General features: G+C 69.3%; 16 protein-coding genes and 1 pseudogene. 9 read left to right on the top strand and 8 right to left on the bottom strand.

Translation table 11 applies throughout. The features are described from left to right. The first annotated feature begins 128 nt into the window (after positions 1 to 128). Positions 129 to 1,998, top strand: a pseudogene (gene kefC, locus HND92_RS15845) (glutathione-regulated potassium-efflux system protein KefC). A gap of 122 nt (positions 1,999 to 2,120) precedes the next feature. On the opposite strand, the gene HND92_RS15850 reads toward kefC, so the two are convergent. From HND92_RS15850 to HND92_RS15870, 5 genes are all read right to left on the bottom strand, one after another. Continuing rightward, positions 2,121 to 3,113: a tripartite tricarboxylate transporter substrate binding protein gene (locus HND92_RS15850; RefSeq protein ID WP_172208384.1), complete on the bottom strand. Its 993-nt coding sequence runs from the start codon at positions 3,111 to 3,113 to the stop codon at positions 2,121 to 2,123. 88 nt (positions 3,114 to 3,201) lie between these two features. Beyond that, positions 3,202 to 4,002: a 3-oxoadipate enol-lactonase gene (gene pcaD / locus HND92_RS15855; protein ID WP_172208386.1), complete on the bottom strand. Its 801-nt coding sequence runs from the start codon at positions 4,000 to 4,002 to the stop codon at positions 3,202 to 3,204. Between the two features lie 27 nt (positions 4,003 to 4,029). Next, on the bottom strand, positions 4,030 to 5,241 hold the full coding sequence (pcaF, locus tag HND92_RS15860; RefSeq protein WP_015914173.1) for a 3-oxoadipyl-CoA thiolase: 1,212 nt from the start codon (positions 5,239 to 5,241) through the stop codon (positions 4,030 to 4,032). A 75-nt stretch (positions 5,242 to 5,316) separates the two neighbouring features. Beyond that, positions 5,317 to 5,970: a 3-oxoacid CoA-transferase subunit B gene (locus HND92_RS15865; RefSeq protein WP_172208388.1), complete on the bottom strand. Its 654-nt coding sequence runs from the start codon at positions 5,968 to 5,970 to the stop codon at positions 5,317 to 5,319. Positions 5,971 to 5,997: 27 nt separating this feature from the next. Beyond that, entirely contained in the window at positions 5,998 to 6,693 is a 696-nt protein-coding gene (locus HND92_RS15870; RefSeq protein WP_015914175.1) for a 3-oxoacid CoA-transferase subunit A, read from the bottom strand. A gap of 115 nt (positions 6,694 to 6,808) precedes the next feature. Between HND92_RS15870 and HND92_RS15875 the strand changes: the two genes are divergently transcribed. After that, positions 6,809 to 7,612, top strand: coding sequence for an IclR family transcriptional regulator (locus tag HND92_RS15875; protein WP_047349744.1), 804 nt, complete (start codon positions 6,809 to 6,811; stop codon positions 7,610 to 7,612). A gap of 66 nt (positions 7,613 to 7,678) precedes the next feature. Here HND92_RS15875 and HND92_RS15880 read toward each other — a convergent pair whose 3' ends face one another. After that, the gene (locus HND92_RS15880; RefSeq protein ID WP_015914177.1) at positions 7,679 to 7,900 is read right to left on the bottom strand and encodes a hypothetical protein; all 222 of its coding nucleotides are present in this window, start codon (positions 7,898 to 7,900) and stop codon (positions 7,679 to 7,681) included. A 150-nt stretch (positions 7,901 to 8,050) separates the two neighbouring features. Here HND92_RS15880 and HND92_RS15885 point away from each other — a divergent pair, with 150 nt between their 5' ends. Beyond that, positions 8,051 to 8,485 carry a DUF1841 family protein gene (locus HND92_RS15885; RefSeq protein ID WP_041836092.1) on the top strand — a complete coding sequence of 145 codons (435 nt, stop codon included), beginning with the start codon at positions 8,051 to 8,053 and terminating at the stop codon, positions 8,483 to 8,485. Here the strand turns inward: HND92_RS15885 and HND92_RS15890 are convergent. Both HND92_RS15890 and HND92_RS15895 read right to left on the bottom strand, forming a co-directional pair. After that, positions 8,446 to 9,348, bottom strand: coding sequence for a universal stress protein (locus tag HND92_RS15890; protein ID WP_172208390.1), 903 nt, complete (start codon positions 9,346 to 9,348; stop codon positions 8,446 to 8,448). The two genes, HND92_RS15885 and HND92_RS15890, sit on opposite strands and share 40 nt — an antisense overlap. A gap of 459 nt (positions 9,349 to 9,807) precedes the next feature. Continuing rightward, entirely contained in the window at positions 9,808 to 10,467 is a 660-nt protein-coding gene (locus HND92_RS15895) for a cytochrome c (protein ID WP_015914180.1), read from the bottom strand. A gap of 108 nt (positions 10,468 to 10,575) precedes the next feature. On the opposite strand from HND92_RS15895, the gene HND92_RS15900 reads away from it, so the two are divergent. From HND92_RS15900 to HND92_RS15925, 6 genes are all read left to right on the top strand, one after another. After that, positions 10,576 to 11,418 carry a MoxR family ATPase gene (locus HND92_RS15900; RefSeq protein ID WP_011806653.1) on the top strand — a complete coding sequence of 281 codons (843 nt, stop codon included), beginning with the start codon at positions 10,576 to 10,578 and terminating at the stop codon, positions 11,416 to 11,418. Between the two features lie 13 nt (positions 11,419 to 11,431). After that, positions 11,432 to 11,659, top strand: a complete 228-nt coding sequence (locus HND92_RS15905; protein WP_011806654.1) for a hypothetical protein — start codon at positions 11,432 to 11,434, stop codon at positions 11,657 to 11,659. Positions 11,660 to 11,676: 17 nt separating this feature from the next. Continuing rightward, on the top strand, positions 11,677 to 12,279 hold the full coding sequence (locus tag HND92_RS15910) for a GNAT family N-acetyltransferase (protein ID WP_103737211.1): 603 nt from the start codon (positions 11,677 to 11,679) through the stop codon (positions 12,277 to 12,279). Between the two features lie 18 nt (positions 12,280 to 12,297). Beyond that, positions 12,298 to 13,485, top strand: a complete 1,188-nt coding sequence (locus HND92_RS15915) for a VWA domain-containing protein (protein WP_103737148.1) — start codon at positions 12,298 to 12,300, stop codon at positions 13,483 to 13,485. Between the two features lie 5 nt (positions 13,486 to 13,490). After that, entirely contained in the window at positions 13,491 to 15,395 is a 1,905-nt protein-coding gene (locus tag HND92_RS15920) for an autotransporter assembly complex family protein (protein WP_172208392.1), read from the top strand. 172 nt (positions 15,396 to 15,567) lie between these two features. Continuing rightward, a complete protein-coding gene (locus tag HND92_RS15925) occupies positions 15,568 to 19,644 on the top strand; it encodes a translocation/assembly module TamB domain-containing protein (RefSeq protein ID WP_253940054.1) in 4,077 nt (1,358 codons plus the stop codon). The last annotated feature ends 75 nt before the right edge of the window (positions 19,645 to 19,719 follow it).

Genomic DNA, 19,719 nt, shown 5'->3' on the forward strand with positions numbered 1-19,719 from the left:
GCACCTTGCCCGCCCGGCGGCCCCCCGCGCCTGCGCCGCCCGCGGGCCGGGTGCACAATTTCTGCCCGCGCCCGAGCGCGGCGCACGCACTTCCCCGCATCACTTTTCGCGCCCTCTTCCTGCACACCATGGCCCAAGCCCCCGTCTGGCTCACCTACGGATTCACCTATCTCGCCGCGGCCGTGATCGCCGTCCCCATCGCCCGCGCGCTGGGGCTGGGCGCCATCATTGGCTACCTGGCCGCAGGCATCGCCATCGGCCCCTGGGGCCTGGCGCTGGTGAGCAATGTGCAGGACATCCTGCATTTCGCGGAGTTCGGCGTGGTGCTGATGCTGTTTCTGGTGGGGCTGGAGCTGCAACCCAGCCGCCTGTGGAGCCTGCGCCGCCCCATCTTCGGCCTGGGCACGGCGCAGATGGTGGGCTGCGCCGCACTGCTGTGGGCCGCGGCCTGGGCCTTCGGGCTGCCATGGCGCGTGGGGCTGGTGGGTGCGCTGGGGCTGGCGCTGTCGTCCACCGCCATCGCGCTGCAGGTGATCCACGAGCGCAACCTGATGCGCACGGACAGCGGGCAGAAGGCCTTCTCGATCCTGCTGTTCCAGGACGTGGCGGCGATCCCCATCCTGGCGCTGCTGCCGCTGCTGGGCGTGGCCGCGCGCGCGGCCGAGCTGGACCATCCGCACGAAGTGCAGGAGCTGCTGCTGGAGGCAGCCAAGATCCTGGGCGTGGTGGGCGCCATCGTGCTCGGCGGGCGGCTCGCGCTGCGCCCGCTGCTGCGCTGGATCGCCAAGAGCAAGACGCCCGAGATCTTCACCGCCACCTCGCTGTTCCTGGTGGTGGGCATCGCCATGCTGATGCTGTCGGTGGGCCTGTCGATGGCGCTGGGCGCGTTCCTTGCCGGCGTGCTGCTGGCCGACAGCGAGTACCGGCGCGAGCTGGAGACCGACATCGAGCCCTTCAAGGGACTGCTGCTCGGCCTGTTCTTCATCGCGGTGGGCATGAGCATCGACTTCGGCGTGATCCTGCGCACGCCCTGGGGCATGCTGGCGCTGCTGCTGGGCTTCCTGGGCATCAAGGCACTGGTGATCTGGACGCTGGCGCGCGTGACCGCCATGCCCTACCAGGAGCGGCCGGTGTTCACGCTGCTGCTGGCGCAGGGCGGCGAATTCGCCTTCGTGGTGTTCCAGGCCGGCGCGGGCTTTCGCGCGATTCCGGCCGAGATGGCGTCGCTGCTGATCGGCGCGGTAGCCTTGTCCATGCTGATCAGCCCGCTGCTGCTGGTGCTGCTGGACCGGGTGCTGCTCAAGCGCTTTGCCACGCTGAAGACCGCCCCGCAGGCGCAGGAGATCTCCGAGCCGCAGTCGGCCCCGGTGATCATTGCCGGCTTCGGGCGCTATGGGCAGATCGTGGCGCGCATGATGCTGGCGCAGGGCGTGCCCGCCACGGTGCTGGACCACAGCGTGGAGATGCTGGAGGTGGCCCACACCTTTGGCTACCGTGTGTTCTATGGCGACGCCACGCGCGTGAACCTGCTGCGCATGGCCGGCGCCGAGCATGCGCGCATCCTGGTGGTGGCGGTGGACGCGCCGGAGCAGTCGCTCAAGATCGTGCAACTGGCGAAGAAGCACTTTCCCCAGTTGCAGATCGTGGCGCGCGCGCGACGTGACGCACTGGCACGCGCTGCGCGATCTGGGCGTGGAGCATGTGGAGCGCGAGGTATTCGAGTCCAGCCTGCGCACCGCACGCACCGTGCTGGAGCTCAACGGCCTGTCGCCGCAAGAGGCCGACACCTTGGCCGAGCGCTTCCGCGCGCACAACATGGCGCTGTCCAACCGCATGTACGAGCACCACAACGACCGCGAGGCCATGATCGCCGTCGCCAAGCAGGGCCGCGCCCAGCTGGTGGAGCAGATGGCCAAGGAGCGCCAGGAACGCATGGCCGCGGCGGAGGCTGGCGCCGGCCTGCCGCCCGATGTGCCCCAGGCACCCAAGGCTCCATAACAAAAGAGCCTGTAGCGCCCGCCTATCAAGCGCTACAAGCTCTCGTATCAATAGCAGATTACCGCTACCCCTCCACCCGCCGTGTGAGGGAGGGGTAAGCGGCTGAACCGCTCAGCGAAGGGTCAGTCGGCCGTCGCGCCGGACTCCTTCACCACCTTGCCCCACTTCACGCTTTCGGCCTTGATGAAGGCGGCGAACTGGTCGGGGGTCTCGGCCACCACGTCACCGCCTTGTTCGGCGATCTTCTTCTTCACGTCGGCCTGGTTCAGCACCTTGATCAGCGCAGCGTGCAGCTTGTCCAGCACCGGCTTGGGCGTGCCGGCCGGGGCAAACATGCCGAACCAGGAGGTTGCCTCGTAGCCGGGCACGCCGGCTTCGGCGATGGTCGGCACGTCAGGCAGCTCGGGCGAGCGCTTGGCGGTGGTCACGGCGATGGGGCGCAGCTTGCCCGAGCGCACGTGCTGGATGGCCGAAGGCATGTTGTCGAACATGACGGAGGTCTGGCCGCCCAGCAGGTCGGTCATGGCGGGGGCGCTGCCCTTGTAGGGGATGTGCAGCAGGTCGGTGCCGGTCATGCTCTTGAAGAGCTCGCCCGACACGTGGGGCGACGCGCCGCTGCCGGGCGAGCCAAACGTGATCTTGCCGGGGTTGGCCTTGGCATAGGCGATCATTTCCTTCACGGTCTTGAACGGCTGGCTGGGGTGGGCCACCAGCAGGTTGGGCACCGTGGCCACGCGCGACAGCGGTGCAAAGTCCTTCACCGGGTCGAAGGGCATCTTCTTGTACAGCGACTGGTTGATGGCGTGCGTGCCCACCGTACCCATGAACAGGGTGTAGCCGTCGGCTGCGGCCTTGGCGGCCAGCGATCCGCCAATGTTGCCGCCCGCGCCGGGCTTGTTGTCCACCACGACGGACTGGCCCAGCTCGGTGGTGAGGCCCTGGCCCACGATGCGCGCCAGGATGTCGGTGGTGCCGCCGGCCGAGAACGGCACGATGATGGTGATGGGCTTGGTGGGGAAGTTCTGCGCCAGGGCGCCCAGGGGCAGCGCGCCGGCGGCGGCCACGGCCAGGGAGGCCAGCAGCGTGCGGCGGGTGGTGTGATGAAGGTTGGTCATGCTTGTTTCCTCTTTCTCTAGGATTGGATGAATGGAAGGAAGCGGCGTGGGCAGCGCAGCAAGCCGCACTGCATCGCTACCTGCGGTCTCAGCCGCGCAGGAACTGCGCCAGGGCCTCGTCAAAGGCCTGCGGCGCTTCCAGGTTGGACAGGTGCGAAGCCGGCACCTCGGCCAGCCGCGCACCGGCAATGGCCGCCTGCATGAAGCGGCCGTCGGCCACAGTGGTCACGGGGTCGGCGCTGCCGGCCACGATCAGCGTGGGCACGTCGATGCCACCGACCTGCGAGCGCAGGTCGGCCAGCGCCAGGGCTTCGCAGCAGGCGGCATAGCCCTCAGGGGAAATGCCGGCAATCCAGCTCTGCGCGCGCAGCACCACGTCCGGCTCGGCCGCGCAGAAGGCTGGGGTGAACCAGCGCGCGGGTGACGATGCGGCCAGCTCCGCCATGGCGTCACGGCCCTTTTCGCGCACCAGCGCGGCGCGGGCCTGCCAGCCTTCGGCCGTGCCGATCTTGGCGGCGCTGTTGCATACCGCCAGGCTCAGCAGGCGCTGGGGCTGGTGCACGCCCAGCCACAGGCCCGTGAAGCCGCCCATGGAAATGCCGCAGAAGTGCGCACGCTCGATCCGCAGCGCATCCAGCAGCGCGACCACGTCGCCGCCCAGCAGTTCGAAGGTGTAGGGGCCAGGTGTCACCACGCTCGCGCCGTGGCCGCGCGTGTCGTAGCGCACCACGCGGAAGTCCTGGGCGAAGCGCGCGGCCTGCGCGTCCCACATCTCCAGCGTGGTGCCCAGGGAGTTGGAAAACACCAGGGCCGGGGCGCCCCCGGGGCCTTGCACGCACACGCGCAGGCGCCCGCCTTGCACGTCCACCCAGCGTTCTTGCTTGTTCATGCTCGCTCCTCGGGTCACGCCGCGCGCTTACACGCGCTCCAGCACCACGGCGATGCCCTGGCCCACGCCGATGCACATGGTGCACAGCGCGTAGCGGCCGCCCAGCGTGTGCAGCTGGTTCACGGCGGTGGTGGCCAGGCGCGCGCCCGAGGCTCCCAGCGGGTGGCCCAGGGCGATGGCGCCGCCCCACTGGTTGACGCGCTTGTCGTCATCGGCAACACCCAGGTCGCGCAGCACGGCCAGGCCCTGTGCGGCGAAGGCTTCGTTCAGCTCGATCACGTCCATCTGGTCCAGCGTCAGGCCGGTCTGGGCCAGCACCTTGCGCACGGCGGGCGCGGGGCCAAAGCCCATGATGCGCGGCGCCACGCCGGCCACGGCCATGCCCACCACGCGGGCGCGGGGCACCAGGTTGTATTGCTGGGCGGCCGCCTCATCGGCCAGCAGCAGCGCGCAGGCGCCGTCGTTCACGCCGCTGGCGTTGCCGGCCGTGACCGTGCCGCCCTCGCGCACCACGCCCTTGAGCTTGGCCAGCGCCTCCAGCGTGGTGGCGCGGGGATGCTCGTCCTGGCTGACCACGACGGCGTCGCCCTTCTTCTGGGGAATGACGACGTTGACGATTTCCTTGGCCAGGTAGCCGGCGGCCATCGCGGCGGCCGCCTTCTGTTGGCTGGCCAGGGCCATGCGGTCCTGGGCCTCACGCTCGATCTTGAAATCGTCAGCCACGTTCTCGGCCGTCTCGGGCATGGAGTCCACGCCGTATTGAGCCTTCATCAGCTTGTTGATGAAGCGCCAGCCGATGGTGGTGTCGTACACCGCGTTGCTGCGGCTGAAGGCGCTCTCGGCCTTGGGCATCACGAAGGGCGCGCGGCTCATGCTTTCCACGCCGCCGGCGATCATCAGGCGCGCCTCGCCCGACTTGATGGCGCGCGCGGCGGAGCCCACGGCGTCCAGGCCCGAGCCGCACAGGCGGTTGATGGTGGCGCCGGGCACGTCGATGGGCAGGCCGGCCAGCAGGCTGGACATGCGCGCCACGTTGCGGTTGTCCTCGCCGGCCTGGTTGGCGTTGCCATACAGCACGTCATCCACCGCTGCCCAGTCCACGCCAGGGTTGCGCTCCATCAGCGCCTTGATGGGCAACGCGCCCAGGTCGTCGGTGCGCACGCTGGAGAGGGCGCCGCCGTAGCGGCCGAAGGGGGTGCGGATCGCGTCGCAGATGAAGGCTTGGCGGGCGTTGCTCATGGTGTCTCCGAGGGGAATATCAAAAAAGTGAGCTGCCAGCGCTTGTCCATCAAGCGCTGGAGGCCGTTTTGGTACTTATTGCTGTGCGTGCTGGATCGGCAGGCCGACGATGCGCTCCAGCTCCTCGTGCGAGAGGCCGGGCACGGTGTCGATCAGGCGCAGGCCCTGGGGCGTGCATTCCAGCGTGCACAGGTCGGTGTAGATGCGCTTGACGCAGGCCAGGCCCGTCAGGGGGTAGCTGCAGGCCTGGACCACCTTGCATTCGCCGGTCTTGCTGACCAGATCCATCATCACCCAGGTGGACTTGGCGCCCACGGCCAGGTCCATGGCGCCGCCCACGGAGGGAATGGCGCCGGGCTCGCCGGTGCTCCAGTTGGCCAGGTCGCCGGTGCTAGACACCTGGAAGGCACCCAGCACGCAAATATCCAGGTGGCCGCCGCGCATCATGGCGAAGCTGTCGGCATGGTGAAAGTAGCAACCGCCGGGCAGCAGCGTCACGGGCTGCTTGCCGGCGTTGATCAGGTCATAGTCCTCCTGGCCCTTGGCGGGTGCGGGGCCCATGCCCAGGATGCCGTTCTCGGAATGCAGCACCACCTCGCGGCCTGCGGGGATGTGGTTGGCCACCAGGGTCGGCTGGCCGATGCCCAGGTTCACATAGGCACCGTCGAAGATGTCCTGTGCCACTCGTGCGGCCAGTTCGTCCTTGGTTCGTTTTTGATAGCTGCTCACGCTGTATCTCCTTGGGCTGAACGGGCTTTACTTCTTGAATCCACCGGCCTGGGTGGCCACGCGCGGCACCTGGACGACCTTGCTCACGTAGATGCCGGGGGTGACCACGGCCTCGGGGTCCATCTCGCCCAGCTCCACCAGTTCGTGCACGGTGGCCACGGTGTACTTGGCCGCCATGGCGCACACGGGGCCGAAGTTGCGCGCCGACATGCGGTAGGTCAGGTTGCCCCAGCGGTCGCCCTTCTCGGCCTTGACCAAGGCCACATCGCCGTAGATGGGGTACTCCAGCACGTAGTGCTTGCCGTTGATCTCGCGGGTTTCCTTGCCTTCGGCCAGCTGCGTGCCATAGGCCGTGGGGCAGAAGAAGGCGCCGATGCCAGCGCCCGCGGCGCGCATGCGCTCGGCCAGGTTGCCCTGGGGCACCAGCTCCAGCTCGATCTTGCCGCTGCGGTACAGCTCGTCGAACACATAGCTGTCCACCTGGCGCGGGAAGCTGCAGATGATCTTGCGCACCTGCCCGCTCTTGAGCAGCGCGGCCAGGCCGGCATCGCCGTTGCCGGCGTTGTTGTTGACCACGGTGAGGTCGCGCGCGCCTTGGGCGATCAGGCCGTTGATCAGTTCAATGGGGTTGCCCGAAGTGCCAAAGCCGCCAATCAGTACGGTGGCGCCGTCCTGCACGCCCGCGAGCGCCTCGGCAACGGAATCCGCAATCTTGTTGATCATGTGTTGCTGGTCCAGTGAGGGGAAAAGGAGCCGGCCCGGGCCGGCTGTCGTGATCGTGTCACTTTGTTCGTATATAGAACAAATGTTCGTATAATGAATTTTAGGACGAACAGCCATGGATGACACTCCCCTTTCCGTAAGTAATACCCACAAGCCGGGGGATAGCTACGTGCAGTCGTTTGCACGCGGGCTGGAGGTGATCCGCTCCTTCAGCGCGGCGGCGCCGCAGCAGACCCTGAGCGAAGTCGCGGCACGCACCGGCCTGACGCGCGCAGGCGCGCGCCGCATCTTGCTGACGCTGCAGACGCTCGGGTATCTGGAGAGCGATGGCCGGCTGTTCCGCCTCACGCCGCGCATCCTGGACCTGGGCTTTGCCTACCTCAGTTCCATGCCCATCTGGGACCTGGCCGAGCCGCTGATGGAGGCCCTCACCGACCGCGTGCACGAGTCCTGCTCCGCCGCCGTGCTGGACGGGCTGGACATCGTCTATGTGCTGCGCGTACACACCCACAAGATCATGAGCACCAACCTGGCCGTGGGCTCACGCCTGCCGGCGTTCTGGACGTCGCTGGGCCGCGTGCTGCTGGCCGAGCTGCCCGAGCAGGACCTGCGCGCCCGGCTGTCCGCGCTGCCGCGCCAGCAGTTCACGCGCCACACGGTGCTGGACGATGCGACGCTGCTCGCGCGCATCGCCCAGGCACGCGCCCAGGGCTGGTGCCTGGTGGATCAGGAACTGGAAGAGGGTTTGATTTCGGTGGCCGCGCCACTCAAGAACCGGGCGGGCCAGGTGGTGGCGGCCCTGAACATCAGCGGCCAGGCCAATCGCACCAGCACCGAAATGCTGCGCGAGCAGTTGCTGCCCGAACTGCTGGCCACGGCCCAGACCATCTCGCGCATGCTGGGCACGCGCCGGCCCTGACGCACGTAGGACCTGGGCCAACGCCCGCCCGCACGGCGCAAACCGTGCGCGGCAATGGAACCTGCGTCAGGGCTTGCGCATGCTGAGTACCAGCACCAGGGCGCCCACGGCGATCGCGCCAATGCTGAGCCATTGCGGCACATTGACGGATTCCTTTTCCTTCACCGACAGCTCCAGCGGCCCGATGCGGGCCTGCGTGGTTTCCTTGGTGAAGCTGAAGCCCCCGGTGAAGAACCCGGCCAGGCCCAGGATCAGCAAGATCACGCCCAGAATGCGCATGCCCGTCATGGTGTCCACCTCTTTTTTATGTTGGTCGTAGGGTCGGCAACCGCCAGCGGCGCCCGCCGCTAATGTAGAGTCGGCGTAACCCCGCCGGCGTAGGAGGCCACCGCGACATCCCGCGGCAGAGCCGCCGCGTTGCATGCTACTCTGGAATCCATGTTCAATCCCACCCAAGCCGACGTACGCCGCTTCTTCTGCGCCACGCATGCCAAGCAGCAGGCCGGCCAGCCCATGGAGGCCATCGAGACGCTGGCCGGCCTGTGGATCGCGGAGCACCCCGAGTACCAGCCCGAGCTGGCCGATGTGGACACCGCCCTGGCGCGCAACTACGACGAGACGCCGGACCGCACCAACCCCTTCCTGCACCTGTCGATGCACCTCTCGATCAGCGAGCAGTGCAGCATCGACCAGCCGCGCGGCATCCGCCAGGCCGTGGAGCTGCTGGCCGCGCGCCTGGGGTCGTTGCACGACGCGCACCACGCCGCCATGGAGTGCCTGGGCACCATGCTGTGGGAGGCCCAGCGCGCGGGCCGGGCACCCGACGGCGACGCCTATATCGCCTGCGTCCAGCGGCGCGCCACGCGGGGCTGAGACGTGGTGCCGCGCGGTGCGGCGCCCGCGTAGTCGTGCGGGTACACCAGCACGTCGCAGCCCACACCCCCCAGCAGCCGCTGGGCTACGCTGCCCAGCAGCAGATCCAGCATCCATCCCCGGCGCCGGTGCATCAGCGCCACCAGCTCCGCGCCCGAGCGCTCCTGCTGCACGGCCACCTGCCGCGCCACATCGCCCATGCCGACGGTCATTCCCACACGATTGCGCCGCGCCTCGAAGGCATCGGACAGCCGCACCAGCCGGTCGTGCGCATGCCGCTGCATTTGCGCGCGCCACGCGCGCACGGCCTGGGCCGATGCCTCGGCACTGCGCAGCTTGGCCTCATCGCGCAGGTCCACGGCATGGAACAGCTCCACCGCAGCGGCAGTGTCCAGCCCGCTCGCGTAGCGCACCATGGCATCGGCCGCCGGCGAAAAATCCACGGCCAGCAGCACATGCGCATAAGCCTCGCGCGCCGCACGCTGCACCACCAGCACGGGGCACGGACTGCGCCGCAGGATCTGGCTCAACGTGCCACCGCGCCACAACTGCTCCACGCCCTGGTGCGCGCGCTTGTCCAGCACCAGCAGGTCGGCGCCCTCGGCCGCGCGCAAGACCTCATCCACCACGCCGGCGCCGCGGTACGCCAGGGCCTTGACCGGCAGGTCGTGGCGGCGCGCCAGCTGGCGCGCGCGCTGCTCCAGCCGCGCCTGCGGGTCGACGAACTTCGGGTCCGGCTGCTCCGCACCGAACAGAAGATGCAAGCGCGCCTTGTGCTCGGCAGCCAACAGCGCGGCACGGTCAAGCGCATGCTCCGCCGCGGTCGAAAAATCGGTGAGGGCCACAATGGTCTGAAGGCGCATGGTCAAAACTCCTGGTCAACAAGCGGGAACAACGGCGCACAAAGCGACCGTCAGCGGCGCGTCATCGGCGGGAAGAAGGTGCGCATCCGGGGTGCCGCACGGCGGGGCGCGCGGCAAGCAGGCCCCAGCGCACCGGAGCTGGCTGCCCGGCGGTACGCGTGACGCTTGGACGAAAGGAGTGGAGAACCGCCGGGCCTAGTGATCTGCGGCCGGCGAAGCTGGTTTCAGAACACCCATCCTGCGCATGGCGCGCGCCATCACGACGGCTGCAGATGCAAGCCGCGCGATACGGACGCACGGGGTGGAAACCAGGAAACGCATAGGGCCGATTGTAGGAAGTCCCTCTCTCTGGGGCAACCATTGCGCACCTGGGCGTGCCAGATAAGGAACCCGGCCCGCTTGCCTCAACCGGGCGTAAAAAAACCCGCGTTGGCGGGCTTCTTCGGGTGCGTGCCACGGTCAGCGAAAGCGCGGCTGCGGAACGACCTGCAGGTCTCCATCGAGCGAACCCAGGTAACCCGCCAGCGCCTTCAGCTCGGCGTTGGAAAACTGCTTGGCGATGCCGGCCATCACGCCGTTGCTGCGGCCCACGTACGCGCCCTTGTCGGTCTTGTACGACTTGAGCGCCACGAACAGGTAGTCCGCATGCTGGCCCGCGATCTTGGGATAGGACGGGTCGATGGGCTTGGCGAAGTTCTCGCCGTGGCAGGACACGCAAGCGCCCTTTTGCAGCAGCTGCGCCACCTGGGCATTGGGTTCGCGCGAGGGCTTGGCGGGTGCCCCGGCGCTCGTGCCGTGCTCGGCATAGTAGGCCGCCACATCGGCGATGTCCTGCTCGGACAGCGAATCGGCGATGCCGCGCATGGTGGGATGCTTGCGATCGCCCTTCTTGTAGGCGTCGAGTGCGGAGGCGATGTACTTGGCACCCTGGCCGGAAATCATCGGCACCTTGTGCACTTCGGGGAAGCTGGCCTGGTAGCCCGGGATGCCGTGGCACCCGATGCACATGGCGATCTTTTGCGCCCCAGCCTTGGCATCTCCCTTGATCTCCTCGGCATGGAGAAAACCGGTCGCACAAGCGACAGACAGGCCGAATATCGTGGTCAGTGTCTTCTTCATTTTGCGCGCACAATCAGGCGATTGGTTGTCTCCGCGTTCTAGTTCGTGGACGATTATAGCCAGCGCTTGTCAAGCCCTTTCATCAACGATTTCCCTATTCCCAGGCCCATGAAATTCCAAGGATCCCAGAATTACGTTGCCACCCAGGACCTGATGCTCGCGGTGAATGCAGCCATCACACTGCAGCGCCCGCTGCTGGTCAAGGGCGAGCCCGGCACGGGCAAGACCATGCTGGCCGAGGAAGTGGCGCAGGCGCTGGACATGCCGCTCCTGCAGTGGCACATCAAGTCCACCACCAAGGCGCAGCAGGGCCTGTACGAATATGACGCGGTGAGCCGCCTGCGCGACTCGCAACTGGGCGACGAGCGCGTCAAGGACATCCACAACTACATCGTCAAGGGCGTGCTGTGGCAGGCCTTCACGGCCGACAAGCCGGTGGCCCTGCTGATCGACGAGATCGACAAGGCCGACATCGAATTCCCCAATGACCTGCTGCGCGAACTCGACCGCATGGAGTTCTACTGCTACGAAACGCGCGAGATGATCCGGGCCAAGCACCGCCCGCTGGTGTTCATCACCTCCAACAACGAGAAGGAGCTGCCCGACGCTTTCCTGCGCCGCTGCTTCTTCCACTACATCAAGTTCCCCGAGGCCGAGACGATGAAGAAGATCGTCGACGTGCACTTCCCCACGCTCAAGAGCGAACTGCTCACCGTGGCGATGAAGACCTTCTACGACGTGCGCAACCTGCCCGGCCTGAAGAAGAAGCCCTCGACCAGTGAGCTCATCGACTGGCTCAAGCTGCTGGTGGCCGAGGAGATCCCTCTCGAAGCCCTGCAAAGCGCCGACAACAAGGTGGCCGTGCCGCCGCTGGTGGGCGCGCTGCTCAAGAACGAGCAGGACGTGAGCCTCTTCGAGAAGCTGGTCTTCATGAACCAGCGCAACCGCTGAGCCAGAGCCCGTCATGAGCACTGCACAGCGGCTTCTGATGGAAGGTGCGTCCGACGCGATAGGGTTCGTGGGCGGCGCGCTCGCGGGCTATGGCGTGGGCCTGCTGCTGGGGATGGACATCTTCAGCGAGGGCTACGGGGCGGCCAGCATTGCAGGCATCGCCCTGGTGGGCATCGGGGGCGGGCTGGGCCTGCACCTGGCACGGCGCTGGCGCGCGGCCCGCAGCGCACGGAAAGAATGAGCAAGGAGCAACAGTCCATGGCCTTCGTCGAGCCCGTCACCCTGCGCCAGAGCGGCGTGCGGCTGGAGCCCCTGGCCCTGGCGCATGAAGCCGGCCTCGCCGCCGCCGCGGCCGACGGCGAGCTGTGGAGACTGCGCGTCACCAGCGTGCCCGAGCCGCAGGACACGCGCGCCTACATCGAGACGGCGCTGCGCATGCGCGACGAAGGCAACCGTTTCGCGTTTGCCGTGCTCGACGATGCCACGGGCCGCGTGCTGGGCACGACGAGCTACCACGACATCCTGCCCGCCGTGAAGCGGGTGGAGATCGGCTACACCTGGTACCGCCAGAGCGTGCAGCGCACGCATGTGAACACCACTGCCAAGCTGCTGATGATGGGCCATGCCTTCGACACGCTGGGCTGCCACGTGGTGGGCTGGCGCACGGACAACTTCAACTTTGCATCGCAGCGCGCCATCGAACGCCTGGGCGCGAAGAAGGACGGCGTGATCCGCGGCCATGCGCTGCGCCGCGACGGCACCATCCGCGACACGGTGATGTACAGCATGCGCAGCGGCGAATGGCCCGAAGCGCGCGCGCAGTTGCTATACCTTCTGCAGCGCCATGCGCCCGCTGAATAAGCGCTGGAGGCCTGTTTCATGTTGATCGACTTCTTCTACACCCTGCGCGCCGGCAAGCTGCCGGTGTCCGTGAAGGAATTCCTCACGCTGCTGGAGGCGCTGCAGGCCGGCGTGGTCGGCCCCAAGTCCGACGACGCCTGGAGCCTGGACGACTTCTACTACCTCGCGCGCACCGCGCTGGTGAAGGACGAGAAGCACTTCGACAAGTTCGACCGCGCGTTCGCTGCCTACTTCAAGGGCGTGGAGATGCTGGCCGACTTCCGCAAGGAGATCCCCGCCGACTGGCTGCGCAAGATGCTGGAGCGCGAACTCACGCCCGAGCAGAAGGCCGCCATCGAGAAGATGGGCTGGGACGAGCTGATGGAGACGCTCAGGAAGCGCCTGGAGGAGCAGAAGGAGCGCCACGAAGGCGGCAACAAGTGGATCGGCACGGGCGGCACCAGCCCCTTCGGCCATGGCGGCTACAACCCGCAGGGCATCCGCATCGGCGGCGCGGGCAAGAACAAGAGCGCCGTGAAGGTGTGGGAGCAGCGCGCCTACCGCGACTACGACGACACGCAGGAGCTGGGCACGCGCAACATCAAGGTGGCGCTGCGCCGCCTGCGCAAGTTCGCACGCGAGGGGCATGAGCTGGAGCTGGACCTGCCGGACACCATTCGCGCCACGGCGGCCAACGCGGGCTGGCTGGACATCAAGATGGTGCCCGAGCGCCACAACAACGTGAAGGTGCTGCTGCTGATGGACGTGGGCGGCACCATGGACGAGCACATCCAGCGCGTGGAGGAACTCTTTTCTGCCGTGAAGAGCGAGTTCAAGCACCTGGAGTTCTACTACTTCCACAACTGCGTTTACGACTTCATGTGGAAGAACAACCGCCGCCGCTTCGCGGAGAAGTTCCCGACCTGGGACATCATCCGCAAGTACAACAAGGACTACAAACTCATCTTCGTGGGCGACGCCACCATGAGCCCGTACGAGATCCTGCAGCCCGGCGGCAGCGTGGAATACAACAACGAGGAGCCCGGCGCCGAGTGGTTGCAGCGCCTCACGCACGCCTTCCCCCGGTTCGCGTGGATCAACCCCGAACCCCAGGGCGTGTGGCAGTACCGCCAGAGCATTGGCATCATCCAGCAGCTCATGGGCGATCGCATGTACCCTTTGTCACTCAAAGGCCTCGAAGAAACGATGCGGCTTTTGTCAAAATAGCCCGCATGACCAAGCCAAGCTCAGCGCCGGCCCGGCGGCCGGCGTTGCTGTTTCTGCTGATCGGCCTGGCCCTCTTGCAGGGCTGCAGCCTGCTGCAGCGCCCCTCCCCCGCGCCGCACGACGCACCCTCTTCCATCACCTCCGAGGCGGTCCCGGACTCCGGCCCCGATGCGTTCGCGCTGGATGTGCAGGTGGAGGACGACACCCTGCGCGAGTACCTCACGCGCCATCTGGAGCTGCAGCGCTTTCGCCAACTGCCCGACCTGCAGGCGCATGAACTCACGCGGCTGCTGGGTTCGGCCGACGCGAACGCCCGCGACCTGCTGGCCACGCAGGGCTACTTCAGTCCCGAGATCACCATCGAGCTGCGCGAGCAGGCCACCGACGCCGACGCGCCCCCGCGCACCGTGCTGGTCAACGTGTCGCCCGGCCCGCGCACGCACATCGCCAGTGCCGACATCACGCTGATGGGCGAGGACGGCCAGGGTGCCGACGCGACCGAGCTCGCGCGCCGCCAGGCCCGGTTGCAGCGCGGCTGGTCGCTGCCGCCCGGCGAGCCGTTCACGCAGGAGGGCTGGGACAGTGCCAAGAACCAGGGCCTGCGCGATCTGCAGGCGCGCCGCTACCCCACGGCGCGCATCGCCAGCAGCCGCGCCGAGGTGGACGCCGACCGCGCCGAGGCCAAGCTGCAGGTGGCCTACGCGCCTGGCCCGGCCTACCGTTTTGGCACCCTGCAGATCCAGGGTGGCGAGCGTTACGACAACGAGGGCATGCGCCGCATTGCGCGCCTGCCCACGGGCGAGGACTACAGCGAGGCGCGCCTGCTGGACACCCAGCAGCGCCTGGCCAGCAGCGGTTATTACGACGCGGTGTTCCTCACGCTGGACACCGAGCACGGCGACCCGCAGTCCGCCCCCGTGATTGCCCAGGTGCGCGACGCACCGCTGCAAAAAATGGTCTTCGGCGTCGGTATCTCCACCGACAGCGGGCCGCGCCTGTCCATGGACCACACGCACAACCACCTGCCGGGCTTGGGCTGGCGCGCGGTGAGCAAGGTGGCGGTGGACAACAAGCGCAAGCTGCTGTCCACCGACTGGACCGGGCTGCCGCATGCGAACGGCTGGCGCTGGTTCACCGGCCTGCAGCTGCAGCGCGAGGCCACGGGCAGCTACGACGTGGACAGCTCGCGGCTGCGCGCCGGGCGCACCAAGAGCACGGACCGCATCGACCGCAGCTACTTCCTGCAGCACGACACGGCCAAGAACCGCGGCGAGGACGCACCGCCGTCCAGCAGCGCGATTTCCGCCAACTACGGCTGGACGGGGCGCTACTTCAACAGCAATACCAACCCCATGCGCGGCTGGGGCCTGGCGGCCGAGCTGGGCGTGGGCACCACGCTGCGCCCGGAGCGCGACCCCTTCGTGCGCACGCTGCTGCGCTGGCAGTCCTTCGTCGGCCTGGGCCGCGTGGACCTGGGGAACAACGTGCGCCGCGGCAGCCGCCTGTCGCTGCGCCTGGAGGGCGGCGCGGTGCTGGCGCGCGACGGCGCCGACATCCCCGTCACCCAGCTGTTCCTGACCGGCGGCGACACCACCGTGCGCGGCTACGGCTACCGCAGCATCGGCGCGCGCACCGACGCGGACAAGCTCTTCGGCGGGCGCTACATGGCCGTGGGCAGCGCCGAATGGCAGCGCCCCATCACCGTGCGCGGCAACCGCACCGACTTTGAGAGCGCCCTGTTCATCGACGCCGGCGCCGTGGCCGACACACCTGGCGATCTCACGGCGCGCGTGGGCGTGGGTGCAGGCCTGCGCTGGCAAAGCCCGGTGGGCCCGCTGCAGGCCGACCTGGCCTATGGCCTGCACACGCACCAGGTACGGCTGCACCTGCGGCTGGGCTACACGTTCTGATATGCAAAAAAGTGAGCTGCCAGCGCTTGATACACAAGGGATTTTGATATTTTTCGTTTCGAATTCCTTTGCTGGCAAGCGCTAGCAGCTATTGTTTTTAAACCTCCATGACCCACCCCTCCAGCCACCAGCCCTACGCCGCAGGCGCGACGCCCACGCCGCGGCCGCCGCCGTGCCGCCGCGCCGGGCGCTGGGTGCTGGCTGCGCTGGGGGCCTGCTCATGGCGGCGCTGGTGCTGCTGGGCGGGCTGTGGTGGTGGGCCGGCAGCAACACCTCGCTGGCCAGCGCACTGGCGCGCGCGGCGCAATACCTGCCCGAGGGGCAGAGCCTGCAGGCGCGCGACGTGAGCGGCTCGCTGCGCTCGGGCGGCACGATTGGCTGGCTGCGCTGGAGCAGCCCCACGCTGGCCGTGGAGGTGCACGACGCGCGCATCGCCTGGAGCGTCGCGCCGCTGCTGCGCCGCCAACTGCGCCTGGGCGAGGTACGGGCCGCGCAGGTGCTCATCACGCCGCAGGACGTGCCCGGCCCGCAGGAGCCGCCCACTCCGCCGCTGCAGCAGCTGGTGCTGCCACTGCGGATCGAGCTGCCCTTCCACGCGGACCGCATCGACTGGGCCGGCAGCACCGTCGCCGAGCAACTGGAGGGCACCTACCGCTACGACGGCGAGCAACACCGCCTGGCGATGGACCAGGTCACGCTGGCCCAGGGCCGCTACGCGCTGCTGGCCACGTTGCAGGCCCAGGCGCCCATGGCGCTCACCGCCACGCTCAACGGCACGCTGCGCACGCCGGTGCCCGGCAGCGCGCAACCCTTGCAGGCCCTGGCCCAGGCCAGCGCGCAGGGCACGCTGGCCGGCGCGGGCGCACAGATCCAGCTCACGGCCCAGCTGCGCGGCACCGATGGCGCAGGCCCCGCTCATCCACCGCTGCGTGCCGACCTGCAAGCGCGCATCGCCCCCTGGGCCGGTCAACCGCTGCTGCAGGCCGCGGCCGAGGTGCAGGCCCTGGACCTCGCCGCGCTGTGGCCGCAGGCGCCCGCCACCCAACTCAGCGGCACCGCCGCGCTGGAGCCCGCCGAGGCCAACGCGCCCGGCTGGCAGATCCAGGCCGCGTTGCGCAACGCCCTGCCCGGCCCGTGGGACCAGCAGCGCCTGCCTGTCGACACACTGCAGGCCCGCGCCGCGTTCGACGGCACCACCTGGACCGTGTCCGAATCGCTGGCGCGGGTGGGCAGCGGCAGCGTCGCACTGCAGGGCGCCTACACACCCGCCACGCGCGCGCTGCAGGGTCAGGCCGAGGTGCGCGCCCTCAACCCTGCGGCGCTGCACACCCTGCTGGACGCCGCGCCCGTGAACGGCACCGCCAGCGCCGAAAGCCGCGATGCTGCCGAGGGCGGCGCCGTGCGCTTCAGCGCCGACCTGCGCGCCGCCGGCCGCCCCGCCCCCACGGCCGCGGCGAAGGCGAGCACCCCCGCGCCGCTGCGCCTGGACCAGTTGACCGTGCAGGGCCAGTGGCAGGGCGATCGGATCGACATCGCCCGCCTGCAGCTGGACGCCCTGCGGGCGCAAGTGCGCGCCCAGGCGCTGCGCATCGACCTGGCGGGACCGGCCGTGCAAGGCGCGCTGCAGGCCACGCTGCCCGGCGCCAGCGCGCAGTTCGACGGGCAACTCGCACCCCAGCGCGGCAATGGCACGCTGGCCCTGCACATGACGGACACGCAACGCGCGCAGCGCTGGCTGCAGGGCCTGCCGGGCCTGCCCGCTGCATTGGCGGGCTGGAGTCTGGACGGCAACGCCACGCTGACCGCCACCTGGCGCGGCGGCTGGCACGACCTGCAGCGCCAACTGCAGGCCGCGGGCCTGCCGGCAGGCACGGCCGTGGCTGCCGCAACCGCGCCGCAGCGCTTTGACCTGCAGGCCCAGCTGTCCGCGCCGCGCCTGCAGATCGCGCGCGCACCCCAGCCCGGCACGGACGCGGGCCCGCTCACGCTGGAGCTGCGGCGCACCACCGCCACGCTGCAGGGCTCGTTGGCGCGGGCCGCGCTCGACTGGGATGGCGAGCTGCGCCACGGCCCGCAGCCTGACGAGGGCCCTTCCGCCCGCAGCGCCACCCTCACGGGCCAGCGTGCCCAGCTGCGCCTGCGCGCCACGGCGGCCAGCCGCGGCGCGGGCCAATGGCAGGCCCAGTTGGAATCCCTGCAGATGCAGGCCGACGCGGCCGGCCAGCCCGGCCCGTGGAAGCTGCGCCTGGCCGAGCCGGTGGCCATCCAGCTGCGCCAGTCCCCCCAGCTGGTGGTGGAGGCCGGCGCCGGCCAGGCCTTCGTCGAAGGGCCGCGGCCCGGTCATCTGCAACTGCGCTGGCAACCCCTGCGCTATGCCCAGGGCGCGCAGGGTGCCCTGCAGCTGCGCAGCCAGGGCGAACTGAAGGGCCTGCCGCTGGACTGGGCCAACGCCTGGCGCATGGACGGCGACGGCATGCTGGAGCGGGCGGGCCTGGCGGGCGACCTGCTGCTGGACGGCACCTGGGACATCGACGCCGGCGACACGCTGCGCGCCAGCGCCAGCCTGCGGCGCAGCAGCGGCGACCTGCGCATCCTCACGCTGGATGCCACGCCGACCACCGTGGTGCACAGCAGCGGCCAGGGCAAGGGTGCCCAGGCGGCCCAAGCCACGCCCACGCGCGGCACACCCGCCGGCGTGCGCCGGGCCGAACTCACGGTCAGCGCCGAAGGCCCGGCGTTGCGCGCCCGACTGGACTGGGACAGTGAGCGCGCCGGCCAATTGCACGCCGAAGGCAGCACCCAACTGGCGCGCACGCCCGACGGCTGGACCTGGCCCGCCGAGGCCCCACTGGCCGCCACCGTGCGTGCCGAACTGCCCGACGTGGGCGTGTGGTCCGCCCTGGCGCCGCCGGGCTGGCGCGTGCGCGGCACGCTGAGCGCCGACGCGCGCCTGTCCGGCACGCGCACCGCGCCGCAGTGGAGCGGACAGCTGGCGGCGGACCAGTTCGCCATCCGCTCGCTGCTGGACGGCGTGGACCTGCAGGACGGGCGCCTGCGCGCCGCGCTGCAGGGCGACCGGCTCACCATCACCGAGCTGAGCCTGCACGGCGGCCAGGGCAGCCGCGCACGCATCGCGGGCTACAGCGGCAACCGCACCGCGGCGCCGCAGGACGGCGGCACGCTCACCGGCGGCGGCACCGTATCGTGGGGCGCGGCAGGCGCAGGTGGCGCCGGTATCCGCATGGACCTGCGCGCGCAGGCGCGGGCGCTGCAGCTGCTGGTGCGCGCCGACCGGCAGGTCAGCGTCTCGGGCGACCTCACGGCGCGGCTGCAGGGCGGGCAATTCACGCTGCGCGGCCAGCTCACCACCGACCGCGCCACCATCATCCTGCCCGAGGCGGGCGCGCCCACGCTGGGCAGCGACGTGGTGGTGCGCTCCGCCGCATTGGACAAAGAAGCCGCCGCCAAGGCCGCGCGCGACGCGCAGCACGCCCAGAAGGCCGAGGCCGGCGGGCAGGTGCAGGCCGCGCGCGCGCCCGACATCGCCGTCACGCTGGACCTGGGCAACGACTTCGCCCTGCAGGGCCACGGCATCACCACGCGCCTGACGGGGCAGCTGGACATCCGCAGCAGCGGCACGGCCGGCGCCCCGCCGCGCGTGACCGGCGAGGTCCGCACCGTGCAGGGCCGCTACCGCGCCTGGGGCCAGGCGCTGGACGTGGAGACGGGCCTGCTGCGCTTCAACGGCCCCTACGACAACCCGTCGCTGGACGTGCTGGCCATCCGGCCCAACATCAGCGTGCGCGCCGGCGTGCAGGTCACCGGCACGGCCCAGTCGCCGCGCGTGCGCCTGTATGCCGACCCCGACCTGCCGGACGCCGAGAAGCTCTCGTGGGTGGTGCTGGGCCGCAGCGCCGCCAGCGGCGGCGCCGAGGCCGCGCTGCTGCAGCAGGCCGCGCTGGCCCTGCTGGGCGGTGGCTCCGGCAGCGGCACCGGCGGTATCGCCAAGCGCGTGGGACTGGACGAGATCGGCTTCAAGGGCCCCGGCACGGGCGAGGACGCGAGCGCCGCCGCCCTCACCTTCGGCAAGCGCCTGTCCAAGGACCTGTACGTGACCTACGAGCGCAGCCTCTCGGGCGTGCTGGGCACGCTGTACATCTTCTACGACCTGTCGCAGCACCTTACCCTGCGCGGCCAGACGGGCATGCAAAGCGCGGTGGACCTGATCTACACGGTGCGCTACGACTGAAGTTCTATGCCAAAAATCGGCCGTAACGCTTTCCCTTCAAGCGCAAGCAGCTATTAACTCAATAGCAAAAGGGCG

Source organism: Diaphorobacter sp. JS3050 (assembly GCF_013154915.1).
Classification (GTDB): domain Bacteria; phylum Pseudomonadota; class Gammaproteobacteria; order Burkholderiales; family Burkholderiaceae_C; genus Diaphorobacter; species Diaphorobacter nitroreducens.

What these genes read in the sequence shown, in the direction of transcription:
- pcaD (WP_172208386.1), bottom strand. Translation starts at nt 4,002, where the DNA reads ATGAACAAGCAAGAACGCTGGGTGGACGTGCAAGGCGGGCGCCTGCGC.
- HND92_RS15890 (WP_172208390.1), bottom strand. Translation starts at nt 9,348, where the DNA reads ATGCGCCTTCAGACCATTGTGGCCCTCACCGATTTTTCGACCGCGGCG.
- HND92_RS15900 (WP_011806653.1), top strand. Translation starts at nt 10,576, where the DNA reads ATGAAATTCCAAGGATCCCAGAATTACGTTGCCACCCAGGACCTGATG.
- HND92_RS15920 (WP_172208392.1), top strand. Translation starts at nt 13,491, where the DNA reads ATGACCAAGCCAAGCTCAGCGCCGGCCCGGCGGCCGGCGTTGCTGTTT.
- HND92_RS15875 (WP_047349744.1), top strand. Translation starts at nt 6,809, where the DNA reads ATGGATGACACTCCCCTTTCCGTAAGTAATACCCACAAGCCGGGGGAT.
- HND92_RS15915 (WP_103737148.1), top strand. Translation starts at nt 12,298, where the DNA reads ATGTTGATCGACTTCTTCTACACCCTGCGCGCCGGCAAGCTGCCGGTG.
- HND92_RS15910 (WP_103737211.1), top strand. Translation starts at nt 11,677, where the DNA reads ATGGCCTTCGTCGAGCCCGTCACCCTGCGCCAGAGCGGCGTGCGGCTG.
- HND92_RS15905 (WP_011806654.1), top strand. Translation starts at nt 11,432, where the DNA reads ATGAGCACTGCACAGCGGCTTCTGATGGAAGGTGCGTCCGACGCGATA.
- HND92_RS15885 (WP_041836092.1), top strand. Translation starts at nt 8,051, where the DNA reads ATGTTCAATCCCACCCAAGCCGACGTACGCCGCTTCTTCTGCGCCACG.
- pcaF (WP_015914173.1), bottom strand. Translation starts at nt 5,241, where the DNA reads ATGAGCAACGCCCGCCAAGCCTTCATCTGCGACGCGATCCGCACCCCC.
- HND92_RS15895 (WP_015914180.1), bottom strand. Translation starts at nt 10,467, where the DNA reads ATGAAGAAGACACTGACCACGATATTCGGCCTGTCTGTCGCTTGTGCG.
- HND92_RS15880 (WP_015914177.1), bottom strand. Translation starts at nt 7,900, where the DNA reads ATGACGGGCATGCGCATTCTGGGCGTGATCTTGCTGATCCTGGGCCTG.
- HND92_RS15850 (WP_172208384.1), bottom strand. Translation starts at nt 3,113, where the DNA reads ATGACCAACCTTCATCACACCACCCGCCGCACGCTGCTGGCCTCCCTG.
- HND92_RS15870 (WP_015914175.1), bottom strand. Translation starts at nt 6,693, where the DNA reads ATGATCAACAAGATTGCGGATTCCGTTGCCGAGGCGCTCGCGGGCGTG.